The 20,439-nt window shown below is 64.4% G+C and carries 18 protein-coding genes; 15 read left to right on the top strand and 3 right to left on the bottom strand.

The genetic code is table 11. The annotated features are described in order from the left end of the window. Nucleotides 1-30: 30 nt before the first annotated feature. A complete protein-coding gene (locus AC1RB9_RS12160; protein ID WP_003119974.1) occupies nt 31-738 on the top strand; it encodes an arginyltransferase in 708 nt (235 codons plus the stop codon). A 104-nt stretch (nt 739-842) separates the two neighbouring features. Beyond that, nucleotides 843-1,061 carry a translation initiation factor IF-1 gene (gene infA, locus AC1RB9_RS12155; protein ID WP_002553999.1) on the top strand — a complete coding sequence of 73 codons (219 nt, stop codon included), beginning with the start codon at nt 843-845 and terminating at the stop codon, nt 1,059-1,061. An 81-nt stretch (nt 1,062-1,142) separates the two neighbouring features. Here infA and clpA read toward each other — a convergent pair whose 3' ends face one another. Both clpA and clpS read right to left on the bottom strand, forming a co-directional pair. Continuing rightward, nucleotides 1,143-3,419 (bottom strand): ATP-dependent Clp protease ATP-binding subunit ClpA, encoded by a 2,277-nt coding sequence (clpA, locus tag AC1RB9_RS12150; RefSeq protein ID WP_003090432.1) that lies wholly within the window; start codon nt 3,417-3,419, stop codon nt 1,143-1,145. A 27-nt stretch (nt 3,420-3,446) separates the two neighbouring features. After that, the gene (clpS, locus tag AC1RB9_RS12145; protein ID WP_003097649.1) at nt 3,447-3,815 is read right to left on the bottom strand and encodes an ATP-dependent Clp protease adapter ClpS; all 369 of its coding nucleotides are present in this window, start codon (nt 3,813-3,815) and stop codon (nt 3,447-3,449) included. A gap of 225 nt (nt 3,816-4,040) precedes the next feature. On the opposite strand from clpS, the gene cspD reads away from it, so the two are divergent. After that, nucleotides 4,041-4,313, top strand: coding sequence for a cold shock domain-containing protein CspD (gene cspD / locus AC1RB9_RS12140; RefSeq protein ID WP_003451780.1), 273 nt, complete (start codon nt 4,041-4,043; stop codon nt 4,311-4,313). Nucleotides 4,314-4,385: 72 nt separating this feature from the next. Here the strand turns inward: cspD and icd are convergent, their stop codons facing one another. Further along, the gene (gene icd, locus AC1RB9_RS12135; RefSeq protein ID WP_003090436.1) at nt 4,386-5,642 is read right to left on the bottom strand and encodes an NADP-dependent isocitrate dehydrogenase; all 1,257 of its coding nucleotides are present in this window, start codon (nt 5,640-5,642) and stop codon (nt 4,386-4,388) included. Between the two features lie 358 nt (nt 5,643-6,000). Between icd and AC1RB9_RS12130 the strand changes: the two genes are divergently transcribed. The 12 genes from AC1RB9_RS12130 to AC1RB9_RS12075 all read left to right on the top strand — a co-directional run bounded on the left by AC1RB9_RS12130 (nt 6,001) and on the right by AC1RB9_RS12075 (nt 20,383). Then, entirely contained in the window at nt 6,001-8,226 is a 2,226-nt protein-coding gene (locus tag AC1RB9_RS12130) for an NADP-dependent isocitrate dehydrogenase (protein WP_003122606.1), read from the top strand. A gap of 86 nt (nt 8,227-8,312) precedes the next feature. Continuing rightward, nucleotides 8,313-8,783: an NUDIX hydrolase gene (locus tag AC1RB9_RS12125; protein WP_003097654.1), complete on the top strand. Its 471-nt coding sequence runs from the start codon at nt 8,313-8,315 to the stop codon at nt 8,781-8,783. Nucleotides 8,784-8,826: 43 nt separating this feature from the next. Further along, the gene (gene mnmA, locus AC1RB9_RS12120) at nt 8,827-9,954 is read left to right on the top strand and encodes a tRNA 2-thiouridine(34) synthase MnmA (RefSeq protein ID WP_003143820.1); all 1,128 of its coding nucleotides are present in this window, start codon (nt 8,827-8,829) and stop codon (nt 9,952-9,954) included. Further along, nucleotides 9,951-10,571 carry a high frequency lysogenization protein HflD gene (gene hflD / locus AC1RB9_RS12115; protein ID WP_003090440.1) on the top strand — a complete coding sequence of 207 codons (621 nt, stop codon included), beginning with the start codon at nt 9,951-9,953 and terminating at the stop codon, nt 10,569-10,571. The genes mnmA and hflD overlap by 4 nt, the downstream gene beginning before the upstream one ends. Nucleotides 10,572-10,573: 2 nt before the next feature. Further along, the gene (locus AC1RB9_RS12110; protein WP_003090441.1) at nt 10,574-11,458 is read left to right on the top strand and encodes a DMT family transporter; all 885 of its coding nucleotides are present in this window, start codon (nt 10,574-10,576) and stop codon (nt 11,456-11,458) included. A 75-nt stretch (nt 11,459-11,533) separates the two neighbouring features. Beyond that, on the top strand, nt 11,534-12,904 hold the full coding sequence (gene purB, locus AC1RB9_RS12105) for an adenylosuccinate lyase (protein WP_003451786.1): 1,371 nt from the start codon (nt 11,534-11,536) through the stop codon (nt 12,902-12,904). A gap of 59 nt (nt 12,905-12,963) precedes the next feature. Next, on the top strand, nt 12,964-14,133 hold the full coding sequence (locus tag AC1RB9_RS12100; protein ID WP_003097663.1) for a ribosomal protein uL16 3-hydroxylase: 1,170 nt from the start codon (nt 12,964-12,966) through the stop codon (nt 14,131-14,133). Beyond that, the gene (locus AC1RB9_RS12095; RefSeq protein ID WP_003090444.1) at nt 14,126-14,551 is read left to right on the top strand and encodes a GNAT family N-acetyltransferase; all 426 of its coding nucleotides are present in this window, start codon (nt 14,126-14,128) and stop codon (nt 14,549-14,551) included. Before AC1RB9_RS12100 ends, AC1RB9_RS12095 begins: the two co-directional genes overlap by 8 nt. Before the next feature lie 6 nt (nt 14,552-14,557). Beyond that, entirely contained in the window at nt 14,558-15,178 is a 621-nt protein-coding gene (locus tag AC1RB9_RS12090) for a DUF7931 domain-containing protein (RefSeq protein WP_003097664.1), read from the top strand. Continuing rightward, nucleotides 15,175-15,996: a secretin N-terminal domain-containing protein gene (locus AC1RB9_RS12085; protein ID WP_003097665.1), complete on the top strand. Its 822-nt coding sequence runs from the start codon at nt 15,175-15,177 to the stop codon at nt 15,994-15,996. Before AC1RB9_RS12090 ends, AC1RB9_RS12085 begins: the two co-directional genes overlap by 4 nt. Before the next feature lie 594 nt (nt 15,997-16,590). Continuing rightward, on the top strand, nt 16,591-18,186 hold the full coding sequence (locus AC1RB9_RS12080) for an isocitrate lyase (RefSeq protein ID WP_003451788.1): 1,596 nt from the start codon (nt 16,591-16,593) through the stop codon (nt 18,184-18,186). A gap of 178 nt (nt 18,187-18,364) precedes the next feature. Then, the gene (locus AC1RB9_RS12075; protein WP_003097668.1) at nt 18,365-20,383 is read left to right on the top strand and encodes a PhoX family protein; all 2,019 of its coding nucleotides are present in this window, start codon (nt 18,365-18,367) and stop codon (nt 20,381-20,383) included. Nucleotides 20,384-20,439: the final 56 nt, after the last annotated feature.

Genomic DNA, 20,439 nt, shown 5'->3' with positions numbered 1-20,439 from the left:
CTTGCTTATGGGTCCCTGCTGGAGTTCACCATGACCGAACTCGCCCGACTGAAGTTCTACGCGACGCAACCGCACCCGTGCAGCTACCTGCCCGATGAGCAGGCAACCACCCTGTTCCTCGATCCCAGCCAGCCCATGGACACGCAGCTGTACGCCTCGCTGTCGGAGGTCGGCTTCCGCCGCAGCGGCGACCATCTCTATCGTCCGCACTGCCAGCATTGCACCGCCTGCATCGCCGCGCGCATACCGGTCGCCGGCTTCAGCCCGAACCGCCAGCAGCGGCGCATCCTCAAGCGCAATGCGGAACTGCAGGTGATCCGCAAGCGACCGAGCTTCAACGAGGAGTACTACGACCTCTATCGGCGCTACATCGAGCAACGCCACGCCGACGGCGACATGTATCCGCCCAGCCGCGACCAGTTCGCCACCTTCCTGGTCCGCGACCTGCCCTTCTGCTGCTTCTTCGAGTTCCGCCTGCATGGCCGCCTGCTGGCCATAGCCGTGACGGACGTGCTGCCGAACGGACTCTCGGCCGTCTATACCTTCTACGATCCCGACGAAGAGCAGCGCAGCCTGGGACGCTACGCGATCCTCTGGCAGATCGCCGAGACCGAACGCCTGGGCCTGCAGGCCGTCTACCTGGGCTACTGGATCAAGAATTGCCGCAAGATGAACTACAAGACCCAGTACCGCCCCATCGAACTGTTCGTCAACCAGCGTTGGGTCGCCCTCACCTGATAGCCGTGTGGCGCTATTGTCGATTTTCTGGCACAATGCACGCCGCTTTTCACGGCCCACCTCTCATTGAAAGGGCCACCCATAGATACCGAGGGCTCTACTGCATGTCGAAAGAAGACAGCTTCGAAATGGAAGGTACTGTCGTCGACACCCTGCCCAACACCATGTTCCGTGTGGAGTTGGAAAATGGGCACGTCGTCACCGCGCACATCTCCGGCAAAATGCGCAAGAACTACATCCGCATCCTCACCGGCGACAAGGTCCGCGTGGAACTGACGCCCTACGACCTGAGCAAGGGCCGCATCACCTACCGCGCCCGCTGAGTCGACACGAGCCGCTGCGGCTCGCCGATTGCAAAAGAAAACGCCCGGCATCTGCCGGGCGTTTTCGTTGCCTCGCTCGGATCAGGCGGGCTCCGCCGCCGTGATCTCGAACTCGAAGGCCAGCTCGTCGCCCTTCAGGTCGACATGCACCAGGCCGCCATGCTCGGCCAGCTCGCCGAACAGGATCTCCTCGGCCAACGGCCGCTTGATCTTGTCCTGGATAAGCCGCGCCATCGGTCGCGCACCCATCTGCACGTCGTAGCCCTTCTCCGCCAGCCAGCCGCGCGCCGCATCGCTGACCTCGAGCTGGACGCGCTTGTCCTCCAGCTGCGCCTGCAGCTCGGTGAGGAACTTGTCGACCACGCTCTTGATCGTCTCGGTGCTCAGGCGGCCGAACTGGATGATGGTATCCAGGCGGTTGCGGAACTCCGGGGTGAAGCTCTTCTTGATCACTTCCATCGCATCGGTGGTGTGATCCTGCTGGTTGAAGCCGATCGACGCGCGCGCCGCCACTTCCGCGCCGGCGTTGGTGGTCATGATCAGGATGATGTTGCGGAAGTCCGCCTTGCGCCCGTTGTTGTCGGTCAGGGTGCCGTGGTCCATCACCTGCAGCAGCAGGTTGAAGACCTCCGGGTGAGCCTTCTCGATCTCGTCGAGCAGCAACACGCAGTGCGGGGTCTTGGTGATCGCCTCGGTGAGCAGGCCGCCCTGGTCGAAGCCGACGTAGCCCGGAGGCGCACCGATCAGCCGCGACACGGTATGCCGCTCCATGTACTCGGACATGTCGAAGCGCACCAGCTCCACGCCCAAGGCCTTCGCCAACTGCCGCGCCACCTCGGTCTTGCCCACGCCGGTGGGACCGGCGAAGAGGAACGAGCCGACCGGCTTGTCCGGCGCCTTGAGCCCGGCCCGGGACAGCTTGATCGCCGTGGACAGCGACTCGATGGCGTCGTCCTGGCCGAACACGGTCAGCTTGAGGTCGCGCTCGAGGTTGCGCAGCAACTCCTTGTCGGAGGTGGTGACGTGTTTCGGCGGGATCCGCGCGATCTTCGCCACGATATCCTCGACCTGCGCCACCTCGATGCGCTTCACGCGCTTCTCTTCCGGCTGCAGGCGCTGGTAGGCGCCCGCCTCGTCGATGACGTCGATGGCCTTGTCCGGCATGTGCCGGTCGTTGATGTAGCGCGCCGCCAGCTCGGCCGCGGCGCGCAGCGCCTCGTCGCTGTACTCGATGTGGTGATGCTGCTCGAAGCGCCCCTTGAGGCCCTTGAGGATGCCATAGGTGTCTTCCACCGACGGCTCGGTCACGTCGACCTTCTGGAAGCGCCGCGCCAAGGCCCGGTCCTTCTCGAAGATGCCGCGGAACTCCTGGAAGGTGGTCGAGCCGATGCAGCGGATCTCGCCCGAGGACAGAACCGGCTTGAGCAGGTTGGAGGCGTCCATTACCCCGCCGGATGCCGCACCGGCGCCAATGATGGTATGGATCTCGTCGATGAACAGCACCGCGTGCGGGCGCTTGCGCAACTCGTTGAGCAAGGCCTTGAAGCGCTTCTCGAAGTCGCCGCGGTACTTGGTACCCGCGAGCAAGGCACCCAGGTCGAGGGAGTAGACCACGCTGTCGGCCAGCAGGTCCGGCACCTGGCCATCGACGATGCGTTTGGCCAGGCCCTCGGCGATGGCCGTCTTGCCGACCCCCGCCTCGCCTACCAGCAGCGGGTTGTTCTTGCGCCGGCGGGCAAGGATCTGCGCCACCCGCTCGACTTCATGCTCACGCCCCACCAGCGGGTCGATCCGCCCCTGGCGAGCCAGTTCGTTGAGGTTGCTGGCATAGGCGTCCAGCGGATGGTTGGACGTGGCCGACTCGCCACCTTCCTCATCCTGCATATCCTGCTCCCCATCCTGCGGATGTTCGGCATGCCCGGGCACCTTGGAGATACCATGGGCGATGTAGTTCACCACATCGATACGCGCGATGCTCTGCTGCTTGAGCAGGAACACCGCCTGGCTTTCCTGTTCGCTGAAGATCGCCACCAGGACATTGGCCCCGGTCACTTCGCGCTTGCCGGAACTCTGCACGTGGAACACCGCACGCTGCAGGACGCGCTGGAAGCCCAGCGTCGGCTGGGTTTCGCGCTCGTCGTCGTGCTGCGGGATCAGCGGCGTGGTGGAATCGATGAATTCCTGCAGGTCGCGCCGCAGCTTGTCCAGGTTGGCACCGCACGCACGCAATACCGTTGCCGCCGCCTCATTGTCCAGCAAGGCCAGCAGCAGGTGCTCAACCGTCATGAATTCATGGCGTTTGGCCCTCGCCTCCTTGAAGGCGAGATTGAGGGTGACTTCGAGCTCTCGATTCAACATGGCTTCACCTCGCTCCCAAACATCCGATCAACTGTCTTTCTCTATCTCGCAGAGCAATGGATGCTGGCTCTCCCGTGCATACTGATTGACCTGCATCGCCTTGGTTTCGGCCACGTCCCGGGTAAACAAGCCGCAGACCGCCTTACCCTGAGTATGTACCGTCAACATGATCTTGGTGGCTTTTTCCCGGTCCATGTTGAAGAACACTTCCAGCACTTCAACAACAAAGTCCATCGGCGTGTAATCGTCGTTGAACAGTACCACCTTATACAACGGTGGCGGCTGTAATACAGGCTTCGACTCCTGTACCGCGAGCCCCGCCCCTTCGTCCTCGTGCTCATGAGGCTCGGGATGGTCCTGATTGAATGTTAGTCGAATCTGGCTAGGTGCATGCATGAGGAAAAAAAGCTTTGCCTTTCTGGAAAGTTATGGACCGACATGATGTTGATCCGTTTCTCAGGCGTATGGTTCAGCGCCTTGACTAACTGCAAAAGGGTGTTACAAACAATGGAATACCCCTACAGGGTATCAGGGGTTCCGCACCCGTCTCGACCCAGGTCGGACGCGGGATCGTAGTGGATGATACTCCAGCGTTGGAGTCCTTTGCAGAGGGATATGAGCATGCTCAGCGGTAAGGTCAAGTGGTTCAACAACGCCAAGGGCTACGGGTTCATCCTGGCCGAGGGCCGAGATGAGGACCTGTTCGCCCATTACTCGGCCATTCAGATGGACGGTTACAAGACACTCAAGGCGGGCCAGCCGGTCAATTTCGAGATCATCCAGGGACCGAAGGGACTGCATGCCATCAACATCAGCCCCGCCACCGCGACAACCGCCGCACCCTCCACCTCCGCCCCGCAGGAAGAGCCGCAGGCGACGCCCATCGAAGCCTGACCCCAGCGCGGATGCGGAAATGAAAAAGGCCGGTGCGAACCGGCCTTTTTCTCGTTCGGGCGCTAGCCCTTCCTACATCTTGGCAATCATCGCGTCGCCGAACTCCGAGCAGGACAGCAGGGTCGCGCCGTCCATCAGGCGTTCGAAGTCATAGGTCACGGTCTTGGCGGCGATCGCCCCGTTGGTGCCCTTGATGATCAGGTCGGCCGCCTCGGTCCAACCCATGTGGCGCAGCATCATCTCCGCGGAGAGGATCAGCGAACCCGGGTTGACCTTGTCCTGGCCGGCGTACTTCGGCGCGGTGCCGTGGGTCGCCTCGAACATGGCCACCGAATCGGACAGGTTGGCGCCGGGCGCGATGCCGATGCCGCCGACCTCGGCCGCCAGGGCGTCGGAGAGATAGTCGCCGTTCAGGTTCAGGGTGGCGATCACGTCGTACTCGGCGGGGCGCAGCAGGATCTGCTGCAACATGGCGTCGGCGATCACGTCCTTGACCACGACGTTCTTGCCGGTCTTCGGATTCTTGAACTGCATCCACGGACCGCCGTCCAGCAGCTCGGCGCCGAATTCATCGCGCGCGACTTCGTAGCCCCAATCCTTGAAGGCACCCTCGGTGAACTTCATGATGTTGCCCTTGTGCACCAGGGTCACCGAACTGCGGTCGTTGTCGACGGCGTATTGCAGGGCCTTGCGCACCAGGCGCTTGGTGCCTTCCTGGGAAACCGGCTTGATGCCGATGCCGCAGTTCTCGGTGAAGCGGATCTTCTTGACGCCCATTTCCTCGGTGAGGAACTTGATGACCTTCTCCGCTTCCGGCGAACCGGCCTTCCACTCGACGCCGGCATAGATGTCCTCGGAGTTCTCGCGGAAGATCACCATGTCCACGTCGCCGGGCTTCTTCACCGGGCTGGGCACGCCTTCGAACCAGCGTACCGGGCGCTGGCAGACGTAGAGATCGAGTTGCTGGCGCAGGGCCACGTTCAGGGAGCGGATGCCGCCACCGACCGGGGTGGTCAGCGGGCCCTTGATGGAAACCACGTAGTCGCGTACGGCGTCCAGGGTTTCCTGGGGCAGCCAGGTGTCCTGGTCATACACCTGGGTGGCCTTCTCGCCGGCGTAGACTTCCATCCAGGCGATCTTGCGCTCGCCCTTGTATGCTTTTTCCACTGCAGCGTCGACAACCTTGATCATGACCGGGCTGATATCGACGCCGATGCCATCACCCTCGATGAACGGGATGATCGGGTTCTTCGGTACGCTCAAGGACATGTCGGCATTCACAGTGATTTTGTCACCGGTCGCCGGCACCTGGATCTTTTGGTATCCCATGCTGAACTCCGTGTTGTGGTTAAAACCCTGTTGCAGCCTTCTAGGGTAGCCCAGTTGTCCGCCCGGAAACCACATCTTCCTTAGTCTAAACAGGCGAGCGCATCAGCCCGGCGAGAGGGTGGTATACTGCGCGCCATGACTTCGCAGTCATCGAGGTCCGAGCAGTCTGGGACCAGACCCTCTCCCCTCGCAGCGTCGGGTTCGCCACCATGAACCCGCCGTACAACGCTCTACTGGCGCCCCTATATCCCGCGGCATATCTCGATTTCGATTCAACCCGATGTTGAGCGAAGGCATCGCGTCCACCAACGCGTATCGAGACTCTGTGCGCGCCCAGCAAAAAAGAGAGTTACCGTAGATGTCCATCCGCTCGAAGATCACCTACACCTTCACCGACGAAGCACCCGCGCTCGCCACCTACTCGCTCCTCCCCATCGTCAAGGCCTTTGCCGCTTCCGCCGGCATCGACGTCGAGACCAGCGACATCTCTCTTGCAGGACGCATCCTGGCCAACTTCGCCGACCGCCTCGAAGCCGACCAGCGTATCGAAGACGACCTCGCCCGCCTGGCGGTCCTGGCCACCTCGCCCGACGCCAATATCATCAAGCTGCCCAACATCAGCGCCTCGGTGCCCCAGCTGAAAGGCGCGATCGCCGAGCTGCAGGGCCTGGGCTACAAGGTTCCCGACTTCCCGGAAGACCCGCAGACCGACGAAGAGAAAGAGGTTCGCGCACGCTACGCGAAGATCCTCGGCAGCGCCGTGAACCCGGTCCTGCGCGAAGGCAATTCCGACCGTCGCGCGCCTGCCGCTGTGAAGGCCTACGCCCGCAAGCACCCGCACTCCATGGGCAAGTGGAGCATGGCCTCGCGCTCCCACGCCGACTACATGCGCGGCGGCGACTTCTTCTCCAGCGAACAGTCCATCACCATGGCCAAGGCCGGTGACGTGCGCATCGAATTCGTCGGCAAGGACGGCAAGGTCGAGGTCAAGAAGCAACTGAGCCTGCAGGAAGGCGAAGTGCTCGACAGCATGTTCATGAGCTGCGGCAAGCTGCGCGACTTCTTCGAGAAGACCCTGCAGGACTGCAAGGAAACCGGCGTCATGTGGTCCCTGCACGTCAAGGCGACCATGATGAAGATTTCCCACCCGATCGTCTTCGGACATGCGGTGAGCGTCTACTACAAGGACGTCTTCGACAAGTGGGGCCAACTCTTCGAAGAGCTCGGCGTGAACCCGAACAACGGTATCTCCAGCGTCTACGACAAGATCAAGTCGCTGCCCGCCTCCCAGCAGGAAGAGATCCTCCACGACATCCACGAGGTGTACAGCCACCGCCCGGAAATGGCGATGGTCGACTCCGTGAAAGGCATCACCAACCTGCACATTCCGAGCGACGTCATCGTCGACGCCTCGATGCCGGCGATGATCCGCAACTCCGGCCAGATGTGGGGCAAGGACGGCAAGCAGAAAGACACCAAGGCGGTAATGCCGGAAAGCACCTACGCCCGCATCTACCAGGAGATGATCAACTTCTGCAAGACCAACGGCGCCTTCGACCCGACCACCATGGGCAGCGTGCCGAACGTCGGCCTGATGGCGCAGAAGGCCGAGGAATACGGCTCCCACGACAAGACCTTCGAAATGACCGCCGACGGCACCATGCGCGTGGTCCTGGCCGACGGCAGCGTGCTGATGCAGCACGAGGTGGAGACCGGCGACATCTGGCGCGCCTGCCAGACCAAGGACGCACCGATCCGCGACTGGGTCAAGCTGGCCGTCACCCGCGCACGCCAGTCCGATACCCCGGCGATCTTCTGGCTGGACCCGGAGCGCGCCCACGACCGCGAACTGCGCAAGAAGGTCGAGCTGTACCTCAAGGACCACGACCTGACCGGTCTCGACATCAGCATCATGGGCTACAACGAGGCCATTCGCGTCAGCATGGAACGCCTGATCCGCGGCAAGGACACCATCTCGGTGACCGGCAACGTCCTGCGCGACTACCTGACCGACCTGTTCCCGATCATGGAACTGGGCACCTCGGCCAAGATGCTCTCCATCGTTCCGCTGATGGCGGGCGGCGGCATGTACGAAACCGGCGCCGGCGGCTCGGCACCCAAGCACGTCCAGCAACTGGTGGAAGAGAACTACCTGCGCTGGGACTCCCTGGGCGAGTTCCTGGCCCTGGCCGTGTCCCTGGAGGAAACCGGGATCAAGACCGGCAACGCCAAGGCCAAGCTGCTCGGCAAGGCGCTGGACGAAGCCACCGGCAAGCTGCTGGACAACAACAAGTCGCCGTCGCGCAAGGTCGGCGACATCGACAACCGCGGCAGCCACTTCTACCTGGCGATGTACTGGGCCCAGGCCCTGGCCGCCCAGGACGAAGACGCTGAGCTGAAAGCGCACTTCGCACCGCTGGCCAAGGCCCTGACCGAGCAGGAAGCGACCATCGTCGCCGAACTCAATGCGGTCCAGGGCAAGCCGGCCGAGATCGGCGGCTACTATCGCTCCAACCCGGAGCTGACCAGCAAGGTGATGCGCCCCAGCGCCACCTTCAACGCGGCGATCGACAGCCTGGCCTGATGGCGTCACGCTGACGAAGCAGAAACCCCGAGCCTACGCTCGGGGTTTCTTTTTATCGAGGCCTTTTCCGTACCAAGGAGACATCCATGAGCTGGCATCCCCATGTCACCGTAGCGACCATCGTCGAGGACCAGGGCCGCTTCCTGCTGGTCGAGGAACAGGCCGACGGCCGCGAGGTGCTGAACCAGCCCGCCGGGCACCTGGAGCCCGCCGAAAGCCTGCTCGAGGCCGCCCTGCGCGAAACCCTCGAGGAAACCGGCTGGGAGGTCGAGCTGAGCGCCGTCACCGGCATCTACCTGTACACCGCGCCGTCCAACGGTGTCACCTATCAGCGCGTATGCTTCGCCGCCCGCCCCGTGCGCCACCACCCCGAACGCGCCCTCGACGACGGCATCATCGGCCCGCGCTGGCTGACCCGCGACGAACTGGCCGCCCAGCCGCAGCGCTGGCGCAGCCACCTGGTGCTGCGCTGCATCGACGACTACCTGGCCGGCGGCCGCTATCCCCTGGCGCTGATCCGCGACACCCACGTGTCGCCCTCCCTGCCCCAGGCCTGATAGAATCCGCGTTTTACGAATTCGCCCGTGACGCCTGATCGCTATGTCTGAATCCGCCCCCACCCCACGCCGCGAGCGCGTGATCGTCGGCATGTCCGGCGGCGTCGACTCGTCCGTCTCCGCCCTGCTCCTGTTGCAGCAGGGCTATCAGGTCGAAGGCCTGTTCATGAAGAACTGGGACGAGGACGACGGCACCGAATACTGTACCGCCCGCGAGGACCTGGCCGACGCCCAGGCCGTCTGCGACCGGATCGGCATCAAGCTGCACACGGCGAACTTCGCCGCGGAATACTGGGATAACGTGTTCGAGCACTTCCTTGCCGAGTACAAGGCCGGCCGTACGCCGAACCCGGACATCCTCTGCAACCGCGAAATCAAGTTCAAGGCGTTCCTCGACTACGCGCTGATGCTCGGCGCGGACCTGATCGCCACCGGCCACTATGTGCGGCGCCGCGACCGCGACGGGCGCACCGAGCTGCTCAAGGGCCTGGACCCGAACAAGGACCAGAGCTACTTCCTGCACGCGGTGGGCGGCGAGCAGATCGCCCGCAGCCTGTTCCCCGTCGGCGAACTGGAGAAGCCGGAAGTCCGCGCCATCGCCGAGAAGCATGGCCTCGCCACGGCGAAGAAGAAGGACTCCACGGGCATCTGCTTCATTGGCGAGCGACGCTTCACCGATTTCCTCAAGCAGTACCTGCCGGCCCAGCCGGGCGACATCGAGACCACCGAAGGCAAGGTCATCGGTCGCCACAGCGGCCTGATGTACCACACCATCGGTCAGCGCCAGGGCCTCGGCATCGGCGGTCTCAAGGAAGCCGGCGACGATCCCTGGTACGTGCTCGGCAAGGACCTGCAACGCAACGTGCTGCTGGTCGGCCAGGGCAACGACCACCCGCTGCTGTTCTCCCGCGCCCTGCTGGCCTCGCGAATCTACTGGGTCAACCCGGTCGAACTGGAGCGGCCGCGCCGCCTGCGGGCCAAGGTGCGCTACCGGCAGAGCGACCAGGACTGCGTCCTGGAGAAAATCGCCGAAGGCTACCGCGCGGTGTTCGACGAACCGCAGCGCGCAGTGACCCCGGGGCAATCGGTGGTGTTCTACGACGGCGACGTCTGCCTCGGCGGCGGCGTGATCGAAACGGCGGAAGCCTGGGATTTCGGAGGACGCCCGTGAGCGATCCGCGACAGCAACTGATTGCCCTCGGCGCCGTCTTCGAATCCGCAGCCCTGGTCGACAAGCTGGCACGCACCGGACAGATCAGCGAAGCCCCGCTGGGCTGCATGCTCGGCAGCCTGCTGGCGCGCAACCCGGCCAGCACCCTGGACGTCTACGGTGGCGACAGCCTCAACCTGCGCGACGGCTTCAAAGCCCTGGCCAGCGCCCTGGAGCGCAAGCCCGGCAGCCTGCAGCGCGAACCGCTGCGCTACGCCCTGGCGATGCTGACCCTGGAACGGCAACTGGACAAGCGCGGCGATATGCTCGACCTGATCGGCCAGCGCCTCGACCAGGTCGAACAGCAGGTCCAGCACTTCGGCCTGGTCCACGAGAACGTCATCGCCTCGTTCGCCAGCATCTACCAGGACACCCTCAGCACCTTCCGCCAGCGCATCCAGGTACACGGCGACATGCGCCACCTGCAGGTCAGCAGCAACGCCGCGCGGATCCGCGCCCTGCTGCTCGCCGGCATCCGCTCGGCGCGGCTCTGGCGGCAACTGGGCGGCAGCCGCTGGCAGATGGTGTTCAGCCGGCGCCGGCTACTCAACGAACTCTATCCCCTGCTGCGCGGCTAGCCATGGCCGGGAGCCAGCCGCAACGGCGCAACAGCCCGACCCAGGGCGCCGCCATGCTGGCTCTTTCGGCGCTGTTCTTCGCCCTGATGGGCGGCCTGATCCGCGAGGCCTCCAGCACCGTCAACAACGAAACCGTGGTGTTCTTCCGCAACCTCGTCGGCGTGCTGTTCTTCCTGCCCCTGGCGCTGACTCGCGGCATCGGCCCGCTGCGCACCCGCCGCCCGCTATCGCACCTGCTGCGCACCACCTACGGCCTGGGCGGCATGTACTGCTACTTCTACGCCCTCGCCCACCTGCCGCTGACCGACGCCATGCTGTTCAGCTATGCCGCGCCGGTGTTCACGCCGCTGATCGCACACCTGTGGATCAAGGAGCCGCTGACCCGCCGCATGATGGTCGCCACCCTGGTCGGCTTCCTCGGCGTGCTGCTGGTGGCCAGGCCCAGCGGCGCGGTAGTGGCGCCGATCGCCCTGGTCGGCATCGCTTCCAGCCTGATGGCCGCCTGTGCCTTCGTCTCGATCCGCGAAATGAGCGACAGCGAGCCAGCCTATCGCATCGTGTTCTACTTCGCCCTGTTCGGCACCCTGTTCTCCGCCGTGCCGCTGGCCTGGGCCTGGCAGCCGCTGAACGGCCAGGAACTGCTCCTGCTGCTCGGCGCCGGACTGTTCGCCAGCCTCGGCCAACTGACCATGTCGCAGGCCTATGCCCTGGCCTCCCCGGGAGTGATCGGACCGATCGCCTACATGGCCATCGTTTTCGCCGGGGTGATCGCCTGGCTGCGCTGGGACGAACTGCCCAGCCACACGTCGCTGCTCGGCGCCGCCCTGATCTTCGCCGCCAGCCTGATCCCCCTGCTGGGCAACCGCCCCGCCGAAAGGCCCCGCTGAATGCCCCACCGGGGCGCACCTTTCATGTATGATATGCGCCCCTTTTTCGTTGACTTCCAGCCACGAGAACGTCTCATGCAGCTTTCCTCGCTCACCGCGGTATCCCCCGTCGATGGCCGCTATGCCGGCAAAACCAGCAGCCTGCGTCCGATCTTCAGCGAATACGGCCTGATCCGTTTCCGCGTCATGGTGGAAGTCCGCTGGCTGCAGCGCCTCGCCGCCCACGTCGGGATTCCCGAGGTCGCGCCGTTCTCCGCCGAAGCCAACGCCCTGCTCGACAGCCTGGCCAGCGACTTCCAGCTGGAACACGCCGAACGCATCAAGGAAATCGAGCGCACCACCAACCACGACGTGAAAGCCGTGGAGTACCTGCTCAAGGAACAGGCCGCCAAGCTTCCGGAGCTGGCCGCGGTCAGCGAGTTCATCCACTTCGCCTGCACCTCCGAGGACATCAACAACCTGTCCCACGCCCTGATGCTCCGCGAGGGTCGCGACAGCGTGCTGCTGCCGCTGATGCGCCAGATCGCCGAGGCCATCCGCGAACTGGCGGTGAAACTCGCCGACGTGCCGATGCTCTCCCGCACCCACGGCCAGCCTGCCTCGCCGACCACCCTGGGCAAGGAACTGGCCAACGTCGTCTACCGCCTGGAGCGGCAGATCAAGCAGGTCGCCGGCATCGAGTTGCTGGGCAAGATCAACGGTGCCGTGGGCAACTACAACGCCCACCTGTCCGCCTATCCCGAAGTCGACTGGGAAGCCAACGCGCGCCAGTTCATCGAAGGCGACCTCGGCCTGACCTTCAACCCCTACACCACCCAGATCGAGCCGCACGACTACATCGCCGAGCTGTTCGATGCGATCGCCCGCTTCAACACCATCCTCATCGACTTCGACCGCGACGTCTGGGGCTACATCTCCCTCGGCTATTTCAAGCAGAAGACCGTGGCCGGCGAGATCGGCTCCTCGACCATGCCGCACAAGGTCAACCCGATCGACTTCGAGAACTCCGAGGGCAACCTCGGCATCGCCAACGCGCTGTTCCAGCACCTGGCCAGCAAGCTGCCGATCTCGCGCTGGCAGCGCGACCTGACCGACTCCACCGTGCTGCGCAACCTCGGCGTCGGCATCGCCCACAGCGTCATCGCCTACGAGGCCAGCCTGAAGGGCATCGGCAAGCTGGAGCTGAACGCCCAGCGCATCGCCGAGGACCTGGACGCCTGCTGGGAAGTCCTCGCCGAGCCGGTGCAGACCGTGATGCGTCGCTATGGCGTGGAAAACCCCTACGAGAAGCTGAAGGAACTGACCCGCGGCAAAGGCATCAGCGCCGAAGCCTTGCAGACTTTCATCGAAGAGCTGGCGATTCCCGCCGAGGCCAAGGTCGAGCTGAAGAAGCTGACCCCGGCCGGCTACGTCGGCAATGCCGCCGCCCAGGCCAAGCGCATCTGAGCACGCAACCCTTTTGCACGCCCGGCTGCGCCGGGCGTTTTTGTTTCAAGGACTTAACCATGAATGCTGATACTCCCCTGCAACTTCTGGGCGGACTGACCGCTGCCGAATTCCTCCGCGACTACTGGCAGCGCAAACCGCTGCTGGTCCGCCAGGCGATCCCGGACTTCGAAAGCCCGCTGTCCGCCGACGAGCTGGCCGGGTTGTCGCTGGAGGAGTCGGTGGAATCGCGCATCGTCCTCGAACACGGGAAAACCCCGTGGGAAATGCGCCGTGGCCCGTTCCAGGAGGAGGACTACCAGCACCTGCCGGAACAGGACTGGACCCTGCTGGTGCAGGCGGTCGACCAGTTCGTCCCGGAAGTCGCCCAACTGCTGGAGCAATTCCGCTTCCTGCCCAGCTGGCGGATCGACGACGTAATGATCAGCTACGCCGCTCCCGGCGGCGGCGTCGGTCCGCACTTCGACAACTACGACGTATTCCTGCTTCAGGGCCACGGACGCCGGCGCTGGAAAGTCGGACAGATGTGCAGCAGCGACAGCCCGCTGCGCGAGCACGCCGACCTGCGCATCCTCGCCGACTTCGAACAGAGCGACGAGTGGGTCCTGGAGCCCGGCGACATGCTCTACCTGCCCCCGCGCCTCGCCCACTACGGCATCGCCGAAGACGAGTGCATGACCTACTCGATCGGCTTCCGCGCGCCCAGCGCCGCCGAAGTGCTGACCCATTTCACCGACTTCCTCGGCCAGTTCCTCTCCGACGAGGAGCGCTACACCGATGCCGGCCTGCAACCGGTAGGCGACGATCCGCACCAGATCCAGCGCGACGCTCTGGAGCGCCTGCAGGGCCTGATCCAGGAGCACATGAGCGACGAGCGCCTGCTGCTGACTTGGTTCGGCCAGTTCATGACCGAGCCGCGCTATCCCGAACTGGTTGCCGGCGAGGAGATCCCCGAGGAGGAGCTGTTCGGCGCCCTCGAGGATGGCGCGCTGCTGGTGCGCAACCCCAGCGCCCGCCTGGCCTGGAGCGAGATCGACATCGGCCTGGTGCTGTTCGCCAGCGGCCAGAGCGTACTCCTGCCCGGGCAGCTCAAGGAACTGCTGAAGCTGGTCTGCTCGGCCGATGCGTTGCATCTGGAAAACCTCGGCCAATGGCTGGCCGATGACGATGCGCGTAAGCTGTTGGCGGAGTTGGTCAAACAGGGCAGTTTGGAGTTTGCAGATGAATAAGATCCGCGTACGCGTAGCCGACTGGCAGAAGGACAATGCCGAGCTGCGCCGCATCCGCGAAGCGGTCTTCATTGCCGAACAGTCGGTTCCGCCGGAACTGGAGTGGGACGCCGAAGACGACGAAGCCGTGCATTTTCTCGCCTATGAAGGCGAATACGCGATCGGCACCGCGCGCCTGCTGGGCGACGGGCACATCGGCAGGGTCTCGGTACTCAAGGACTGGCGCGGCCTGAAGGTCGGCGACGCGCTGATGCGCGCGGCCATCGAGGAAGCCGAGCGACGCGGCCTGAAGCGCCAACTGCTGACCGCGCAGGTCTATGCCATACCCTTCTACGAGCGACTGGGCTTCAAGGTCGACAGCGGCGAGTTCCTCGACGCCGGCCTGCCCCATGTCGACATGGTTCGCGACAGCGACTGAGGCCCGATGAGCGACGCCCCGGAGACCTCGCCGGCCGACCTGCCGGCCATCGAATTCAGCTCTCCGGGGTGCTTTGCGGTACGCAACCCGGCCAGCGCCGCGCTGCCTGCGGAACGCTGGGAACCAGCGCCGTTCCGCCTCGGCGAACATGAGCCGCTGGAGCGCTTCGAGCATCCGCAGGAAGCCCGCGCCCATGCCCTGGCCCTCCTGCAGCAGGCCCGCCGCTCACTCTGCCTGCACAGTCCCGACCTGGAAAGCTGGCTCTATCACCACAGCAGCATCCAGGAAGCCTGCACCCGTTTTCTCCTGGCCAATCCACGCAATCGCCTGCGTATCCTCGTTGGCGACAGCGCCCAGGCCGTGCGCAACGGCCACCGCCTGATCAACCTTTCGCGCCGCCTGTCGAGCAACTGCCTGATCCGCCGCCTCAACCCGGACTACCCTAAAGAGGACGACGCCTTCCTCCTGGCCGACGACCAGGGCCTGCTGCTGCGCCCGAAACCGGCGCAACCGGCGGGCTACGCCTGCTACCGTGCCGCCGGGCGGGTGCGTCAACTCCAGGCCCGCTTCGAGCAGGCCTGGGACACCAGTCTTTCCGACCCGGACCTGCGGAGCTTCCTCCTGTGACCCTGTTGCGCACCACCCTGCTCTCCTCGCTGTTGGCGACAGTCGTTCTCGGCGCCTCGGCCGCCCCGCGCACCGAAGTGATCCCGCTCAACTACCGCACCGCCGACGACGTGATGGCGGTGGCCCAGTCGGTCATCGGCAGCGAAGGCAAGGTCACCGCCTATGGCAACCAGTTGATCGTCAATGCCGAGCCGGCGAAGATCCGCGAGTTGCAATCGGTCCTGCAGCAGATCGACTCGCGCCCGCATCGCCTGCTGATCACCGTGGATACCAGCGAGAACCTGCAACAGGACAGCCGCGGCTATTCGGTGGATGGTTCGACCAGCGCCGGCAACATCGAGATCCAGAGCGGCCGCGGCGAGGTCAACGGCAAGGATCGAGTCCGCATCATCCGTCGCTCCACCGACAGCCGTTCCGGCGGCAGCCAGCAGGTCCAGGCCACCGAGGGCTACCCGGCGCTGATCCAGGTCGGCCAGAGCGTCCCCATCACCAGCACCGCCACCGGTCCCTACGGGCAGATCTACAGCCAGACCGAATACCGCAACGTCAACCGCGGCTTCTACGTCACCGCGACGCTGACCGGCAACCTGGTGCACGTCACCATCAGTTCCAGCAATGACCGCCTCAGCCAGAGCCATCCCGGCGTCATCGATACCCAGAGCACCGACACCCGGGTCAGCGGCAAGCTCGGCGAGTGGATCACCCTGGGCGGCGTCAGCGAACAGAACCAGGCCGACCAGCACGGCTTCGTGCGTCGCTACTCGACCCAGGGACGCGACGACACCAGCCTGCGCCTGAAAGTCGAAACCCTCGACTGACCGACGGCGCTCTTTCCAGCGCGAATTGCCTCCCGCTCCGGCAAAGCCGCGGGGCGCGGGCTTTTGCGGGCATTTTCGATGCAAACGGAAACATCTCGACCAGACAAGACCATCCGGTCACTCTTAGACCTTCGTGTAGTAGTCTTGAAAAAACACTACAAAACGTTTGACGACGGATTTTTTCCAGAGCATGATGGCCCCGCTCCCGCTAATCAGGGGCTCTGAAACGACGAGCTCCCGGTGCCTGCGCCGATACGCCCTCGGCCTCCACCGTGTTGATCTGCCCACAAGGCGGCTTGACGAGATTGCGACTGGAACGAAGTTGTCCTGAGGGACGGGGAAGCGTTTACGTATCAGCCAGATCGAAAGACTCGACAGCGAGTCGCCCACCGGCAACCACGAGCCGAACGGCACTTGATCCAGTCGAGAAGCACGGTCCGCGAACTGTTCGTCTCCACCCCCTCCTCGGCGTCATTCTTCGCCACGGTCATTCTCTCGCCATGCAGCGGTGAGCCACCCGCAAGACAACCTTCACCAGCAGGTTTTGAGTGGGTCAGTCGGTGCTCAACCAATACATTTCTTGAAGGATTGACCATGTCCGCATATCAGAACGAGATCAAGGCAATTGCCGCGCTGAAAGAGAAGAACGGCAGCAGCTGGAGCGCGATCAACCCCGAGTACGCAGCTCGCATGCGTATCCAGAACCGCTTCAAGACCGGCCTGGATATCGCCAAGTACACCGCGGCCATCATGCGCAAGGACATGGCCGAATACGATGCGGACTCCTCCGTCTACACCCAGTCGCTGGGTTGCTGGCACGGCTTCATCGGGCAGCAGAAGCTGATCTCGATCAAGAAGCACCTGAAGACCACCAACAAGCGCTACCTCTACCTGTCCGGTTGGATGGTCGCCGCGCTGCGCTCCGACTTCGGCCCGCTGCCGGACCAGTCCATGCACGAGAAAACCGCGGTTTCCGGCCTGATCGAAGAGCTGTACACCTTCCTGCGCCAGGCTGACGCCCGCGAGCTGGACCTGCTGTTCACCGGCCTGGACGCTGCCCGCGCCGCTGGCGACAAGGCCAAGGAAGCCGAGCTGCTGGCCCAGATCGACAACTTCGAAACCCACGTGGTGCCGATCATCGCCGACATCGACGCCGGCTTCGGCAACGCCGAGGCGACCTACCTGCTGGCCAAGAAGATGATCGAAGCCGGCGCCTGCTGCATCCAGATCGAGAACCAGGTGTCCGACGAGAAGCAGTGCGGCCACCAGGACGGCAAGGTCACCGTTCCGCACATCGACTTCCTCGCCAAGATCAATGCCGTACGCTACGCCTTCCTCGAGCTGGGCGTGGACGATGGCGTGATCGTCGCCCGTACCGACTCCCTGGGCGCTGGCCTGACCAAGCAGATCGCCGTGACCAACGAGCCGGGCGACCTGGGCGACCTGTACAACTCCTTCCTGGATTGCGAAGAAATCTCCGAGGCCGAGCTGGGCAACGGCGACGTCGTGATCAAGCGCGAAGGCAAGCTGCTGCGTCCGAAGCGCCTGGCTTCCAACCTGTTCCAGTTCCGCAAGGGCACCGGCGAAGATCGCTGCGTCCTGGACTGCATCACCTCGCTGCAGAACGGCGCCGACCTGCTCTGGATCGAAACCGAGAAGCCGCACGTCGGCCAGATCAAGGCAATGGTCGATCGCATCCGCGAAGTGATTCCGAACGCCAAGCTGGTCTACAACAACAGCCCGTCCTTCAACTGGACCCTGAACTTCCGCCAGCAGGTGTTCGATGCGTTCGTCGCCGAAGGCAAGGACGTTTCCGCCTACGACCGCAACAAGCTGATGAGCGTCGAGTACGACGACACCGAGCTGGCCAAGGTCGCCGACGAGAAGATCCGCACCTTCCAGCGCGATGGCTCGGCCCACGCCGGCATCTTCCACCACCTGATCACCCTGCCGACCTACCACACCGCCGCGCTGTCCACCGACAACCTGGCCAAGGGCTACTTCGCCGACGAAGGCATGCTGGCCTACGTGAAGGGCGTGCAGCGCCAGGAACTGCGCCAGGGCATCGCCTGCGTCAAGCACCAGAACATGGCGGGCTCCGACATCGGCGACAACCATAAAGAGTACTTCGCAGGCGAAGCCGCTCTGAAGGCCAGCGGCAAAGACAACACCATGAACCAGTTCCACTAAGGAACAGGGGCCAGCCGGGCAGCCACGATCTGCCCGGCCCGCCTCGCGAAAACCCCGGCTCCGGCCGGGGTTTTTCATTTCCGGATCATGGCAAAAGGCCTCGAGTGCCTGTCATCGTCCCGTCGCTTTCAGCGGTTAGCGTCAATGCTCCGTCGATCAGCCCACAAGGAGCACGTCCGTGAGCCTGGAGAAAAAAGATGCCATCCTGTTCGGTGATGGCGACGAGTTGCCCAGCAACCATTCGAACAACCCGCACATGAACGACCTGATCGCCGGCCTCGGCCGCCGCCAGGTCCTGGCCGGCGGCGCGGCGCTCGGCGCCCTCGCCTTCCTCGGCGTCGCGCTCCCCGCCAGCGCCGCTCCCGCCGAAGCGCAGGTGCCCGCCGCGGAAGGCCTGCGCGGCTTGCCTTTCAAACGCCGCAACCGCTTGCCCTTCGAAGCCATCGCCAGCGGCCGTGCTGATACCATCCGGGTGCCCGCCGGCTACAAGGCGACGCCCTTCATACCCTGGGGCACCCCGATCAGCGGCAGTTATCCGGGCTTCCTCGACGACGCCAGCAACAGCGCCCAGGACCAGGCCGAACAGATCGGCATGCACCACGACGGCATGCACTTCTTCCCGATCGACGCGCAGTTCGGCTTCGGCGGCGGACACATCAGCAACCATGGCCTGCTGGTGCTCAACCATGAATACATCGACGCGCCGCTGCTGCACACCAATGGCCCGACCGTGGTCGATGGCAAGCGCACCGTCGCCGATGAAGTGCGCAAGGAAATCAACGCCCATGGCGTTTCCGTCGTGGAGATCCGTCGCAACGTGCGTGGCGAGTGGAATGTCGTGCCGTCGCAACGAAATCGCCGGATCACCGCCGCCACGCCGATGCGTATCGCCGGCCCGGCGCGCGGCCACGAACTGCTGCGCACCCGCCACAGTCCGGACGGCACCCGCACCCGCGGCACCCATAACAACTGTTCCAACGGTTTCACCCCCTGGGGCACCTACCTCACCTGCGAGGAGAACTGGGTCGGCTATTTCTCCACCCAGGACAGCGAACTGCCGCGCGAACTGACCCGCTACGGCATTCGCAACACCAGCCGTTTCGGCTGGGAAACCCTGGCGGGCGACGAGTTCGAACGCTTCGACGCCACCCGCAAGGGCAAACAGGCCCAGGACGACTACCGCAACGAACCGAACAACTTCGGCTGGATCGTCGAGATCGACCCGTTCGACCCGCAATCGGTGCCGGTCAAGCGCACCGCTCTCGGCCGCTTCGCCCACGAAGGCCTGGTCTTCGCCCCGGTCAAGCCGGGCCGCCAGGTAGTCTGCTACTCCGGCGACGACTCGCAGAACGAGTACATCTACAAGTACGTCAGCCGCGACAAGTTCCGTCCGGGTCGCAGCAACGCTCGCCTGCTCGACGAAGGCACCCTCTACGTCGCCCGCTTCAACGCCGATGGCAGCGGCCAGTGGCTGCCGCTGGACATCGCCGACGGCAACTTCCGCGCGGCCTGTCGCAAGGCCGGGGTGAGCTTCGCCGACCAGGGCGAAGTGCTGATCAACACCCGCCTGGCTGCCGATGTCCTCGGCGCGACCAAGATGGATCGCCCGGAGTGGGGCGCGGTCAACCCGGACAACGGCGACGTCTACTTCACCCTCACCAACAACACGTCGCGCACCGTCGCCGACGCGGCCAACCCACGGGTGAAGAACGCCTACGGCCATATCATCCGCTGGCGCGAACGCAGCCGCGACTATGCCGGGCAACGCTTCACCTGGGACCTGTTCATGCTCGCCGGTCCCGGCGAAGACAGCCGCGGCCCGGACGGCAAGCCGCTGAACCAGGACAATATCCTGGCCAGCCCCGACGGCCTCTGGTTCGACCCGGAAGGCCGCCTGTGGATCCAGACCGACATGAGCGGCAGCCAGTTGAGCAGCGGCCCGTTCGGCAACAACCAGATGCTGGTGGCCGACCCGCGCACCGGCGAACTGAAGCGCTTCCTCACCGGTCCGCTGGGTTGCGAGGTGACCGGCATTGCCGCGACGCCGGACTTCCGTACGCTGTTCATCAACATCCAGCACCCGGGGGAAGGCTCGACCGCCGATAACCTCCTCAGCACCTGGCCGGACGGGCCGGGCCGCCGGCCACGCTCGGCCACCGTGGTGATCACCCGCGAAGACGGCCGACGCCTGCTCTGACGCGCCACGACGACCTGCGTTGGCCGGAATGCCGGCGCAGGTCGCCGCTACAGCCG

The organism is Pseudomonas sp. 20-5 (assembly GCF_056782835.1).
Note: the sequence above shows the minus strand (reverse complement) of the source record. Positions and strands in the feature narration are given on the sequence as shown.